Source organism: Streptomyces sp. SN-593 (assembly GCF_016756395.1).
GTDB classification, from domain to species: Bacteria; Actinomycetota; Actinomycetes; order Streptomycetales; family Streptomycetaceae; genus Actinacidiphila; species Actinacidiphila reveromycinica.
In genome coordinates this window covers 8,595,963-8,611,024 of sequence record NZ_AP018365.1, presented here as the reverse complement: position 1 = coordinate 8,611,024, position 15,062 = coordinate 8,595,963, and the positions used below count along the sequence as shown (strand labels likewise).

Sequence of the window (15,062 nt, the reverse complement as noted above, 5' to 3'; positions counted from 1 at the left end):
CCGTGCCCATGTGCGCCCTCATGAAATGCCAAGCTCTTTGCCGATGAAGTCGAAGACTTCCTCGTCGGTGGACGATTCGAGGTGGTCGGCCACACTCGCGTCGTCCTTCTTCTCCTGGGCCCCCTTCCAGCGGGACACGACGGCCTCCAGCCGCGCCGTGATCGCCGCCGCCTCGTCGCTCGCGCCGGCCGCCTCGTCGAGCATCGACTCCAGCCGGTCGAGTTCGGCGAGCACCGGCGCGGAGCCGGCCGGTTCCGCCTGTACCAGGGACGTCCGCAGGTGGGCGGCGAGCGCCGCGGGGGTGGGGTGGTTGAACAGCAGCGTCGCCGGCAGGTTGAGGCCGGTGGCCTCGGCGAGCCGGTTGCGCAGGTCCACGGCGGTGAGCGAGTCGAAGCCGAGTTCGCTGAACGCGCGGCCCGGTTCGACGGCCTGCGGGTCGCTGTGCCCCAGCACGGGGGCGGCCGTGGCCCGGACCAGGTCCGTCAGTTCCCGCTCCTGCTCGGACACCGCCAACCCGGCCAGCCGCGCCCGGAGTTCGGCTCCGCCCTCCGGGGTGGCGGCCTGCTCCTCGTCGGTCTCGGCGAGCGCGCGGGTGACTTCGGGGAGGCCGGACAGCAGCGGGCTCGGCCGCCGCAGCGTGTACGGCGGCGCGAACGTCGCCCAGTCCACGTCGGCGACGGTGACCGGGCCCTCGCCCGCGTCGACCGCCGTCGCCAGCGCGCCGACCAGCAGCGCGGGGTCCATCAGCCGCAGACCCCGGCGTTCGAGGTGCCGGCCGCCTTCCGCGTCGGTCATGCCGCCGCCGTCCCAGGGCCCCCACGCCACGCTGGTGGCCGGCAGTCCTCGGCCCCGACGGTGCTCCGCCAGCGCGTCGAGGTACGCGTTCGCCGCCGCGTAGGCCGGCTGACCGCCGCTGCCCCAGGTCGCCGCGATCGAGGAGAACACCACGAACTGCTCCAGCGGGAGATCCGCGGTCAACTCGTCCAACAGCCGGGCACCCTCGGCCTTCGCCGCCAGCACCTCCGCCATCTCCGCCGCGTCCGTCTCCTCCAACGGCGTGTTCTGCACCAACCCGGCCGTGTGCAGCACACCGCACAAGGCCGGACCGTTGACCTGGAGGCGCCCCAGCAGGCCGGCCAGCCCGTTCCGGTCCGCCGCGTCCGCCGCCACCACGCCGACCGACGCTCCGGCCCCGGCCAGCTCCGCGGCCAGTGCGGGCACGTGTGCCGCGCCGGGGCCCGACCGGGAGGTCAGCACCACCCGGGGCGCGCCCCGCCCCGCAAGCCAGCGCGCGGTGTGCCCGCCGATCGCCCCGGTGCCGCCTGTGACCAGCACCGTCCCCGACGGCATCCACGCGCCCTCGCGGACCGTCGGACGCGGCGCCCGTACCAGGCGGCGTGCCAGCGTTCCGGACGGACGGACCGCCACCTGGTCCTCGTCGCCGGCGGCGAGCACCGCGACCAACCGTGCGTCCGCCCGGCGGTCCGGTACGGGCGGGAGGTCGACGAGACCACCCCAGCGCTCGGGCACCTCCAGCGCCGCCACCCGGCCGAGGCCCCACACCAGTCCCTGCACGGGCGCCGGCACCGCCTCGCCGGAGACGGTGGCGACCGCACCGCACGTCACCATCCACACCGGCGCGCCGACACCTGCGTCACCGAGCGCCTGGAGCAGCGCCTGGGAGCCGAGCGCCCCGAACGGGACCCCGGCCGACCCGGGCACCGGTGTCTCCACCAGGCCCAGCAGCGACAGCACCCCGGCGGGTGGTTCCCCTCCCGCCTCGGCCCGGGCCGTGACGAGGTGCTCGGCGATCGTCGCCCGGTCCAGCGCGTCCGGACCGAGGTCGATCCGCACCACGTGCGCGCCGTGTCCCTCCAGCGCCCGGACGTACGCGTTCGCCCGAACGGCTGCGGGGACCGGGTCCCCGGCCGGGGCGACCACGAGCCAGGTTCCGCTGAGGCGGGCCGGGCCGGTGTCGGGCAGCGGGACCCAGTCGGAGGTGTACCGCCATCCGTCGGTGACGGACTGCCGCCGTTCGCGCCGCCGCCAGGACGCCAGCGCCGGCAGCAGCTCGGCGAGGTGGTCCGGCGCGTCGACGGCCAGCGTGTCGGCGAGCGCCGCGACGTCGCCGCCCTCGACCGCGGTCCAGAAGCGGGACTCGGCCGGGGAGGCGGCCCCGTCGGCCGCCGCCGGGGCACCGCCGTCCGGCGCGGAGGTCCAGAACCGTTGGCGCCGGAAGGCGTACGTCGGCAGCTCCACGCGGCGGCCGCCTCCGAGCACGGCCGCCCAGTCGACCGGGGCCCCCGCGACGTACACGGACGCCAACGCGGCCAACATCTGTTCCGCGCCCGCCCGTTCGCGCAGCAGCGTGGGGGTCACGACCACCCCGGCGGCAGCACCGGACTCCTCGATCGTCTCGGACACCGCGGACCCGAGCACCGGTTGCGGCGCGATCTCGACGAAGACGCGGTGCCCCTCCTCCGCGAGCGCGCCGACGGCGTCGGCGAACCGCACCGTCCGGCGGACGTTCGTGTACCAGTAGGCCGCGTCGAGTTCGGTGCCGTCCATCCAGCGGGACTCGGCCGTCGAGTAGAGCGGCACATGGCCGGACGCGGGACGGATGTCCGCCAACTCCGCCGCGAGCAACGGCTCCAGGCTCTCGACCCTCGCCGAGTGGGCGACGAAGTCGGTGTCCGGCACCCGCCACCGCATCGCCCGCCGCCTCGCCAACTCCCCCTCGAACTCCTCCAACGCCTCCAGACCACCCGACACCACCGTCGCCGCAGGACCATTCACCGCGGCAACGGAAAGGCTGTCCCCCCAGGGCTCCAAGATCTCCCGCACGGCCGCCTCGGGCATCACCACCGACACCATCCCCGCCCGCGCGTCCAACCCCGACAACGCACGCGACCGCACCACCACCACCCGCGCGCCGTCCTCCAAACTCAGCATCCCCGCCACCGTCGCCGCCGCGACCTCCCCCTGCGAATGCCCCACCACCGCATCCGGCACCACCCCCGCCGCCTCCCACACCGCCGCCAACGACACCATCACCGCCCACAACACCGGCTGCACCACCTCAGCCCGCTCCAACCCCGGAGCACCCTCCACACCCCCAATCACATCAAGCAACGACCACCCCACCCACGGCGCCAACGCCACACCACACTCCGCCAACCGCTCCGCAAACACCCCACAACACGACGCCAACTCACGCCCCATCCCCACCCACTGCGCCCCCTGACCCGGGAACACGAACACCACCCGACCCCCACCACCGGCCGGAACCACCCCACCCACCACCGACGGCCCCCGCTCCCCCCGCACCACGGCGTCCAGCCCCGCGAGCAGGTCGGCGCGCTCCGGTCCGACGACCACGGCCCGGTGGTCGAAGGCCGCACGCGTCGTCACCAGCGACCAGGCGAGGTCGGTGACGCCGACGTTCTCCTGGCCCTCCTCCTCCGCGACGAATGCGGCCAGCCGTGCCGCCTGCGCGGCCAGTCCGTCCGCCGAGCGGCCCGACACCACCCACGGCACGGCGCCCGAGACCAACGGCGCCCTGTCCCGCGTGGCGTCCGCACCGTCCGGCACGTTCCGGTCGGCGGGCGCGTCGGCGCCGACCGGCGCGTCGGCGGGCGGCTCCTCCAGGATCACGTGCACATTCGTGCCGCTCATGCCGAACGCCGACACACCCGCCCGCCGCGGCCGGCCCTCCGACCGCCACTCCACCGGCTCGTTCAACAACCGCACCGCACCCGACGCCCAGTCCACATGCGGCGACGGCTCCTCCGCGTGCAACGTCCGCGGCAGCACCCGGTTCCGCAGCGCCATCACGGTCTTGATGACGCCGGCGACACCGGCCGCGCACTGGCTGTGCCCGATGTTCGACTTGACCGAACCGAGCCACAACGGCCGGTCGGCCGGTCGGCCCTGGCCGTAGGTCGCGATGATCGCCTGCGCCTCGATCGGGTCGCCCAGCTCCGTACCGGTGCCGTGCGCCTCCACCACGTCCACGTCGGCGGCGGACAGCCGGGCGTTCGCCAACGCGGCGCGGATGACACGCTGTTGGGAGGGGCCGTTGGGCGCCGTCAGGCCGTTCGACGCGCCGTCCTGGTTGACGCCGATGCCGCGGACCACGGCCAGCACCTCGTGGCCGTTGCGCCGCGCGTCCGACAACCGCTCCAGGACCAGCACGCCGGCGCCCTCGGCCATGCCCATGCCGTCGGCGTCCGCCGAGAACGCCTTGCAGCGCCCGTCGGCCGCCTGTCCCGGCTGGCGCTCCCACGCGAACCCGAACCAGTTCGGCGCCGCCATGATCGTCACGCCGCCGGCCAGCGCGAGCGTGCACTCGCCGGACCTGAGCGCCTGGGTGGCCATGTTCAGCGCGACCAGCGACGACGAGCAGGCGGTGTCGACGGTCACCGCCGGCCCTTCGAGGCCGAGGGTGTAGGACAGCCGACCGGACAGGACGCTGGTCGCGTTCCCGCTCAGCAGGTGGCTCTCCAGCCCGCGGTCGGCGAGCTCGCCGGACGACTGGAGGGCGGCGTACGGGTCGGCGACGTAGCCGGACATGTAGCCGCCGACGAAGACCCCGGTACGGGTGCCGCGCAGGGCGGTCGGGTCGATGCCGGCGCGCTCCAGCGCCTCCCAGGAGGTCTCCAGCAGCAGCCGCTGCTGCGGGTCCATCGCCAGCGCCTCGCGCGGGCTGATCGAGAAGAACCCGGGGTCGAACCGGTCGACGTCGCGCACGAACCCGCCGGTGCGGATGTAGGCGTCGCCGTGCGGACCGGCGTCGTTGAGCCCCTCCACGTCCCAACCGCGGTCGCGCGGCAGTCCGGAGATCGCGTCCGTGCCCGACGCGATCAGCTCCCACAGGTCGTCCGGGCCGGTGACGCCGCCCGGGTAGCGGCAGCCCATCGACACGATGGCGATCGGGTCGTCGTCGGCCGGCGGGGTCGAGGGGGCGGGCGGCGGCTGCTCCTCCGCGCTCCGGTCGGTGCCCGGCCCGTCCGCCGCGTCGCCGGCGATCTCCTCGCGCAAGTGCCTGGCGAGCACCTCGGGGGTGGGGTGGTCGAACAGGACGGTCGCCGGCAGGCGCAGGCCGGTGGTGCGGGCGACGTGGTTGCGGAGTTCGAGCGCGGTCAGGGAGTCGAAGCCGAGGTCGCTGAACGGCCGGTCGACGGGGATCGAGGCGGGCTCGCTGTGGCCCAGCACCTCGGCGACCGCGCTCCGGACCAGGTCGACGAGTATCCGGTCCCGGCCGGCGCGGTTCGTGCCCGCCAGCCGGTCGGCGAGTTCGCCGGCGGCCGCGGGGCGGTGCCCGGCGCCGGACGGATCGGCTGCCGCGGCGGCGGCGCCCACCACGGCCGCCAGTTCGGGGAGGTCCCGGACGAAGGGCGCCTCGGCGGCGCCGGGCACGGCCGCGAACTGGGTCCAGTCCACGTCCATCAGCGCGATGAGGCCGCTCGGGCCGTCCACCGCCTGGGCGAGCGCGCGGGTCGCGAGCGCCGGGTCCATGCCGGGCAGCGGGCCGCGCCGCAACCGCTGCCGCACCGCCTCGTTCGCCTCCGCCACCCCGCCCCCGGCCCAGGCGCCGAAGGCCACCGACAGCGCGGGCCGGCCGGAGGCCGCACGCGACAACGCCAACGCGTCCAGGTACGCGTTCGCCGCCGCGTAGTTGCCCTGCCCCGCACCGCCGAACGTCGCCGCCGCGGAGGAGAAGAGCACGAACCGCTCCAGGTCGAGGTCGGCGGTCAGCTCATGCAGCCAGGCCGCGCCGGCCGCCTTCGCGGCGAGCACACCGGCGAGCCGGGCCTCGTCCATCCCGTCGAGCAGACCGTCGTCGATCACACCCGCCGAGTGGATCACCCCGCACAGTTCCGGGCCGGTGGACGCGATCCGGTCCAGCAGCCCGGCGACCTGCTCGCGACGGGCGACGTCCGCGGCCACCACCTCGACCGGGGTTCCCGACTCCGCCACTGCGGCGGCCAGTTCAGCGGCTCCGGCCGCTTCCGGGCCGGATCGGGACGTCAACACCAGCCGGGGTGCGCCGCGTTCGGCCAGCCAGCGGGCGGTGTGCCCGCCGATCGCCCCGGTGCCGCCCGTCACCAGGACGCTGCCCGACGGCGTCCACTGAGCGCGGGCGGACGGGCGGGGCGCCCGCGCCAGGCGGCGGCCCAGCACCCCGGCGGCGCGGATCGCCACCTGGTCCTCGGCGCGCTCCGCCAGCACCGCGGCCAGGCGTGCCCCCGTCCGGCCGTCCAGCGTCGGCGGCAGGTCGACCAGACCGCCCCACCGCTGCGGGTGTTCGAGCGCCGCGACCCGGCCCAGGCCCCAGACCAGTCCCTGGACGGGACCGGTCAGCGCCTCACGGGGAGCCACCGCGACGGCGCCGCACGTCACCGTCCACAGCGGCGCCTCGATCCCGGTGTCGCCCAGGGCCTGCACCAGTCCCAGCGACGCCGACAGACCGGCCGGGACGCCGTTCGCGCCGTTCCCGAAGCCCGCCGCCGTGCCCCCGGTGAGGGCCAGCAACGACACCACGCCGGCGATCTCGCCGAGCACGGTGCCTTCGCCGCCCTCCGGCAGCGACTCCGCGAGCAGGCCGGCCAGGGCTCCCCGGTCCGAGCGGCCCGGCGGGGCGGTGACGGTCAGCACACGGGCACCGTGCTCGGCCAGCGCCCGCGCGCAGTCCGCCGCGAGGCCGGACGCGGTGGCGGGCAGGTCGGCCACCGCGTCGGCCGCGGGCACCACGAGCAGCCACGTGCCGGACAGGCGGGGCGCGTGCGCCTCGCCGACCGGCACCCACTCGACCTTGTACCGCCAGGCGTCCGTGGCGGACCGGTCGCGCTCCGCGCGCCGCCAGGACGCGAGGGCGGGCAGCACCTCGCGGAGCGGCCGCTCTCCGTCGGTCGCCAGCGTCGCGGCCAGTTCACCCAGGTCACCGGCCTCGACGGCCGCCCAGAAGCGTGCCTCGACCGGTGAGACGGCGCCGTCGCCCCCGGTCGCCGCGACCGGAGCCGCGGGTGCCGCCATGGCCGTCCAGAACCGCTCGTGCTGGAAGGCGTACGTCGGCAGGTCGACGCGCTCGCCCGCTCCGAGCACGGCCGCCCAGTCGACGGTGGCGGAACGCGTGTGGATACGGGCGAGCGCCGTGAGGATCTGGACGGCGCCGGCGGACTCACGGTGCAGGGTCCCGCTGATGACGGGGGCCGGGACGTCGTCCATGGCATCGACGGTGTCGGCGATGCCCGCCTCCAGCGTCGGATGCGGCGACACCTCGATGAACGTACGGTGCCCCTCGCTCGCCAGCACCTCCACGGCATCGGCGAACCGCACGGTCCGCCGCACGTTGGTGAACCAGTAACCGGCGTCCAGTTCGGCACCGTCCATCCACCGGGACTCCGCCGTCGAATACAGCGGCACCCGACCCGACACCGGCCGTATCCCCGCCAACTCCGCCGCGAGCACCGGCTCCAGGCTCCGGACCAAGGACGAGTGCGCCACGAAGTCGGTGTCCGGCACCCGCCACCGCATCGCCCGCCGCTTCGCCAACTCCGCCTCGAACTCCGCCAACGCCTCCAGACCACCCGACACCACCGTCGCCGCAGGACCATTCACCGCAGCAACGGAAAGGCTCTCCCCCCAGGGCTCCAAGATCTCCCGTACGGCGGCCTCGGGCATCACCACCGACACCATCCCCGCCCGCGCGTCCAACCCCGACAACGCACGCGACCGCACCACCACCACCCGCGCCGCATCCTCCAAACTGAGCATCCCCGCCACCGTCGCCGCCGCCACCTCCCCCTGCGAATGCCCCACCACCGCATCCGGCACCACCCCCGCCGCCTCCCACACCGCCGCCAACGACACCATCACCGCCCACAACACCGGCTGCACCACCTCAGCCCGCTCAAGACCAGGCGCACCCTCCACACCCCCAATCACGTCCTCCAACGACCACCCCACCCACGGCGCCAACGCCACACCACACTCCGCCAACCGCTCCGCAAAAACCCCACAACACGACGCCAACTCACGCCCCATCCCCACCCACTGCGCCCCCTGACCCGGGAACACGAACACCACCCGACCCCCACCACCGGCCGGAACCACCCCACCCACCACCGACGGCCCCCGCTCCCCCCGCACCACGATCTCCGCGCCGGGCTGGTCCGCGGCGGCGGCCAGGCCGGCCGCGAGCTCCTCCGCGCCACCGCCGATCACGACCGCCCGGTGCTCGAAGACCGAACGGGCGGTCGCCAGCGACCACGCCACGTCGGTGGGCGCCGCCTCCGGGCGGCCGGACACGAACGCGCCCAGCCGGTCCGTCTGCGCGACCAACGCCTGCCGCGACCGTGCCGAGACCACCCACGGCACCGCACCCGACACGAGGGGACCGCGCGGAGCCCGCTCCACGGCGGCGGCGCCGTCCTCGCGGCCCGCGGGGACAGGCACGTCGGCGCCGACCGGCGCGTCGGCGGGCGGCACGTCGGCGGGCGGCTCCTCCAGGATCACGTGCGCATTGGTGCCGCTCATGCCGAACGCCGACACACCCGCCCGCCGCGGCCGGCCCTCCGACCGCCACTCCACCGGCTCGTTCAACAACCGCACCGCACCCGACGCCCAGTCCACATGCGGCGACGGCTCCTCCGCGTGCAACGTCCGCGGCAACACCCGGTTCCGCAGCGCGAGGACCATCTTGATCACGCCGGCGGCGCCCGCGGCCTGCTGGGTGTGGCCGATGTTCGACTTCACCGAACCGAGCCACAACGGCCGGTCGTCCGGCCGGTCCTGGCCGTAGGTCGCGATGATCGCCTGTGCCTCGATCGGGTCGCCGAGCACCGTTCCCGAGCCGTGCGCCTCCACCACGTCCACCTCGGACGCGCCGACCCGCGCGTTCGCCAACGCGGCGCGGATGACCCGCTGTTGGGAAGGGCCGTTGGGCGCCGTCAGGCCGTTCGACGCGCCGTCCTGGTTGACCGCGCTGCCCCGCACCACGGCCAGCACGTCGTGCCCGTTGCGCCGCGCGTCCGACAACCGCTCCAGGACCAGCATGCCGACGCCCTCGGCCATGCCCATGCCGTCGGCCTCGGCCGAGAACGCCTTGGACCGCCCGTCCGGCGCGAGCCCGCGCTGCCGGGACATCCACACGAACCACACCGGGCTGGCCATCACCGCCACGCCGCCCGCCAGTGCGAGGGAGCACTCACCGGAGCGCAGCGCCTGGCACGCGAGGTGCAGCGAGACCAGCGCCGACGAGCAGGCGGTGTCCACCGTGACCGCGGGGCCCTCCAGCCCGAGGGTGTAGGACACCCGGCCGGACAGCACGCTCGCGGCGATGCCGGTGGGCGCGTGTCCCTCCAACTCGGCGGGCAGTTCCGTCTCGTAGCCGTATCCGGAGGGGGACGCGCCGACGAACACGCCGGTCCTGCTGCCGTGCAGCCCGGCGGGGTCGATCCCGGCGCGCTCCAGCGCCTCCCAGGACGCCTCCAGCACCTGGCGTTGCTGCGGGTCCATCGCCAGCGCCTCGCGCGGGCTGATCCCGAAGAACCCGGGGTCGAACTCCGTCGCCCCCTGGAGGAATCCGCCGCCCTGGACGTAGAGGCTCCCGGCCCGGTCGGGATCGGTGTCGTACAGCTCGTCGGTCGCCCAGCCGCGGTCGGTGGGGAAGCCGGCGATCGCGTCGCCCCCGGACGCCAGCAGGTCCCACAGCTCCTCGGGACCGCGGACCCCGCCGGCGAACCGGCAGCTCATCGCGACGATCGCGATCGGCTCGTCGGCCGTGGCCGCCTGCGCCTCGGGAAGCGCGCCGTCCACGCCGGTGGTGCCCGGGACGCCGGTCAGTCCGGTGCGGAGGAAGTCCGCGAGCGGCGCGGGAGCGGGATGGTCGAACAGGAGGGTGGCCGGCAGCCGGAGCCCGGTCGTCCGGGCGAGACGGTTGCGCAGTTCCACGGCGGTGAGCGAGTCGAAGCCGAGTTCGCTGAACGCGCGGCCCGGTTCGATGGCGTCGGGCGAGGCGTGGCCGAGTACGGCGGCCGCCTCGGTACGCACCAGGTCGGTGAGCAGACGGCTCTGGTCGCCCGCGGACAGTCCGCCGAGCCGCTGTTCGAGAGGCGTGCCGGTTGCGGCACCGGTCCCGGTGTCCTCGCTGCCCGCCGCCTCGGCGAGAGCGCGTACGGCCTCCGGGACGCCCGACAGCAGCGGGCTCGGCCGCCGCAGCGTGAAGGGGGGCGCGAACGTCGCCCAGTCCACGTCGGCGACGGTGACCGGGCCCTCGCCCGCGTCGACCGCCGTCGCCAGCGCACCGACCAGCAGCGCGGGGTCCATCAGCCGCAGACCCCGGCGCCGGAGGTGCCCGCCGATCTCGGCATCGGTCATGCCGCCGCCGTCCCAGGGTCCCCACGCCACGCTGGTGGCCGGCAGCCCTCGGCCCCGACGATGCTCCGCCAGCGCGTCGAGGTACGCGTTCGCCGCCGCGTAGGCCGGCTGACCGCCACTTCCCCAGGTCGCCGCGATCGAGGAGAACACCACGAACTGCTCCAACGGGAGGCCCGCGGTCAACTCGTCCAACAGCCGGGCACCCTCGGCCTTCGCCGCCAGGACCTCCGCCATCTCCGCCGCCGACGACTCCTCCAACGGCGTGTTCTGCACCAACCCGGCCGTGTGCAGCACACCGCACAGCCCCGGACCACCAGCCCCGATCCGACCCAACAACCCCTCCAGACCGGAACGATCGGACACATCAGCGGACACCACCTCCACCGCGGAACCCGCCGACGCCACCCCGGCAACCAACCCGGCAACCCCCACCGCACCCGGACCCGACCGCGACACCAACACCACACGCGGCGCACCCCGCCCCGCCAACCACCGCGCAGCGTGACCACCGATCGCCCCCGTACCACCCGTCACCAACACCGTCCCCGACGGCACCCACCCCGCACCACGCCGCACCGGACGCGCCGCCCGCACCAGACGCCGACCCCACACCCCCGACACACGCACCGCCACCTGATCCTCAACCCCCGCCGCCAACACCCCCACCCACCGAGCGCCCACCCGCCCGTCCCACACCACCGGAAGATCCACCACACCACCCCACCGCTCCGGCACCTCCAACCCCGCCACCCGACCCAAACCCCACACCAGAGACTGAACCGGACGCACCACAACCTCACCCGGCACCACCGCCACCGCACCACACGTCACCAACCACACCGGCGCACCCACCCCGGCATCCGCCAAACCCTGCACCACCACCTGCGCACCCAACACACCCACCGAAACCCCAGACAACCCCGGCACCACCCCCTCCACCAAACCCAGCAACGACACCACACCCGCGACCGGGCCCGTGTCCGCGACGACGTCCCTGAACCGGGCCGCCAGCACGTCCCTTTCCAGCCGCTCCGGCTCGACGGTCACCGAGACCACACGTGCGCCGTGGCGCTCCAGCGCCTCGGCGCACGCCGCCGCCGTCCCGGTCGCGTCCTCGCCCTCCCCTTCGCCCTCCCCAGCGTTCGGGGAGACGTTCTGCCCCGTGGTGGTGACGAGCAGCCAGGTGCCCGCCAGGCGGGCGGGGGCTGGCTCGGCCACCGGCACCCACTCCGTGGTGTACCTCCACGCGTCGGCCGCGGAGTGGTCGCGCTCGCGCTGCCGCCAGGACGCCAGCACCGGCAGCAGGTCGGCCAGCCGCTCCCGCTCGGCCGCCGCGAGCGTGCCCGCCAACTCGTCCAGGTCGCCGCGCTCGACCGCGGCCCAGAACTTCGTCTCGGCGGGCGAGGCACCCGCCGTGTCCCCGGGGGCCGCCGCGACGGTCGCGTCCGCGGGCCTCGGCCAGTACCGCTGGTGCTGGAAGGCGTACGTCGGCAACTCCACCCGCCGCCCACCACCCACCACTGCCCGCCAATCCACCGGACCACCCGCCACCCACAACGCCGCCAACGACGCCACAAACCGCTCCCCACCCGCACCCTCCCGCGACAACGTCCCCGTCACCACCACACCCGAACCACCCGCATCCCCCACCGTCTCCTCAACCGCCCCACCCAACACAGGCTGCGGCGACACCTCCACAAACGCACGATGCCCGCTCTCGACCAACCCCCTCACCGCGTCCGCGAACCGCACCGTCCGCCGCACATTGGTGAACCAGTAACCGGCGTCCAGTTCGGCACCGTCCATCCACCGGGACTCCGCCGTCGAGAACAACGGCACCCGACCCGACACCGGCCGAATCCCCGCCAACTCCCCCGCCAACAACGACTCCAACGGCTCCACCAACACCGAATGCGCCACAAAATCCGTATCCGACACCCGCCACCGCATCACCCGCCGCCTCGCCAACTCCCCCTCGAACTCCGCCAACGCCTCCAGACCACCCGACACCACCGTCGCCGCAGGACCATTCACCGCGGCAACGGAAAGGCGCTCCCCCCAGGGCTCCAAGATCTCGCGCACGGCCGCCTCCGGCATCACCACCGACACCATCCCCGCCCGCGCCCCCAACCCCGACAACCCCTTCGACCGCACCACCACCACCCGCGCGCCGTCCTCCAAACTCAGCATCCCCGCCACCGTCGCCGCCGCCACCTCCCCCTGCGAATGCCCCACCACCGCATCCGGCACCACCCCCGCCGCCTCCCACACCGCCGCCAACGACACCATCACCGCCCACAACACCGGCTGCACCACCTCAGCCCGCTCCAACCCCGGAGCACCCTCCACACCCCCAATCACGTCCTCCAACGACCACCCCACCCACGGCGCCAACGCCACACCACACTCCGCCAACCGCTCCGCAAAAACCCCACACGAGGACGCCAACTCACGCCCCATCCCCACCCACTGCGCCCCCTGACCCGGGAACACGAACACCACCCGACCCACATCACCCGCCACACCCGACACCACACCCGACACCACACCCGAACGAGCCTCCCCCGACGCCACCGCGCCCAGCCCCGCCACCAGCTCCGCACGTTCCCCGCCCCACACCACGGCCCGGCGCTCGAACGCCGCGCGCGACGACACCAGCGACCAGGCCACATCCGCGACATCCACCCCCGGCCGGTCGGCCACGAACGCACCCAACCGACCCGCCTGCGCCCCAAGCCCCTCCACCGAACGCCCCGACACCACCCACGGCACCACACCCGACACCAACGGCACCCCACCACCGTCCACCACCCCCACGACCTCGACAGCCGAGCCCTCGACCGCCGGCGCCTCCTCCAACACCACATGCGCGTTCGTCCCGCCGATCCCGAACGCGGACACGCCCGCGCGCCGGGGCCGGTCCTCCGCCGACCACGGCTCGGACTCCGTCAGCAGCCGGACGGAGCCGGCCGACCAGTCCACGTGGGGCGACGGCTCGTCCGCGTGCAGGGTCTTCGGCAGCACCTGGTGGCGAAGGGCCATCACCATCTTGATCACGCCCGCCGCACCGGCGGCGCACTGGGGGTGCCCGATGTTCGACTTGACCGACCCCAGCCGCAGCGGACGGCCCTCCGGCCGGTCCTGGCCATAGGTGGCCAGCAGCGCCTGCGCCTCGATCGGGTCGCCCAGCACCGTTCCGGAACCGTGGGCCTCGACCACGTCGACGTCGGCCGCCTCGACCCGGGCGTTCGCCAACGCGGCCCGGATCACCCGCTGTTGGGACGGGCCGTTCGGCGCCGTGAGCCCGTTCGACGCGCCGTCCTGGTTGATCGCGCTGCCCCGCACCACCGCCAGGACCTCGTGGCCGTTGCGCCGCGCGTCCGACAACCGCTCCAGCAGGAGGATGCCCGCGCCCTCGGACCAGCCCGAGCCGTCGGCGGATGCGCCGAACGACTTGCAGCGGCCGTCGACGGACATGCCGCGCTGGCGGGAGAAGCCCACGAACACCGACGGACTCGCCATCACCGTGACGCCGCCGGCCAGCGCGAGGGAGCACTCGCCGGACCGCAGCTCCCGGCACGCGAGGTGCAGGGCGACCAGCGCGGAGGAGCAGGCCGTGTCCACGGTGACCGCCGGTCCCTCCAGGCCGAGGCTGAAGGCGACCCGCCCGGACAGCACGCTGTTGGCGGTGCCGGTGACCAGATGCCCTTCGGCGCCCTCGGCCTCGACCGGCAGGTCGGCGCCGTAGCCGGAGGAGAACGCGCCCACGAACACGCCCGTGGCCGAGCCGCGCAGCGACTCCGGGTCGATGCCGGCGCGCTCGAACGCCTCCCAGCACACTTCCAGCACCATGCGCTGCTGCGGGTCCATCGCCAGCGCCTCGCGCGGGCTGACCTCGAAGAAGCCGGCGTCGAAGTCAGCGATGCCGCGGACGAACCCGCCGTGGCGGGAGTAGGAGGTGCCCGGGTGGTCGGGGTCGGGGTCGTACAGGGCGTCGAGGTCCCAGCCGCGGTCGGTGGGGAAACCGGTGATGGCGTCGGTGCCGTCGGCGACCAGCCGCCACAGGTCCTCGGGGCCGCGGACGTCGCCGGGGAAGCGGCAGCCCATGCCGACGATCGCGATCGGCTCCTGGCTCTGCTCCTCGACCTCGCGCAGCCGCTGGCGGGTCTGGCGGAGGTTGGTGGTGACAAGCTTGAGGTAGTCGCGGAGCTTGTCTTCGTCAGCCATGTGTCATCGCCGTTTCCCTGGTGGCAAGGATGTGCCGGGTGCTCGGGGCGTGGAGGGCCCGCCGTGGTGGGCGGGGGTCGCGCGCGCGGCGGCCGCCGGGCCGGCTCAACGCTCGCCGCTGCCGGGTCGCGGGCGGACCCGGAGCCGGGAACCGTGTGCGCAGCCGCGTCGGCCGTCGTGCCGGGAGGCCGCTCCGGAGCGGAGGCCGTCGGGTCGGGAGCCGTGCCGGGGCGGGGTGACGCGCATGCCCGTCACCGCGGCGGGCGCGGCGGCCCGGGGCGGCGAGGAGTGCGACGCACCGCCGTCGGCCGCCGCTGAGCACCCCGAACAAGCCATGACGGCAGACGCCCCCTCAGATCTCAGTCATGCGTACGCGACACGGAAGAACGACCGCGCCTGAATGGCGTCGCTCACCGAACGGGCCGGTTCGGCGGCGGCCACAGGCGCGGTCGGGA

The 15,062-nt window shown here is 74.7% G+C and carries 1 protein-coding gene; it reads right to left on the bottom strand.

Annotated elements, in window-relative coordinates:
* Nucleotides 1-18: 18 nt before the first annotated feature.
* Nucleotides 19-14,607: a type I polyketide synthase gene (locus RVR_RS36020; protein ID WP_202238200.1), complete on the bottom strand. Its 14,589-nt coding sequence runs from the start codon at nucleotides 14,605-14,607 to the stop codon at nucleotides 19-21.
* Nucleotides 14,608-15,062 lie beyond the last annotated feature (455 nt).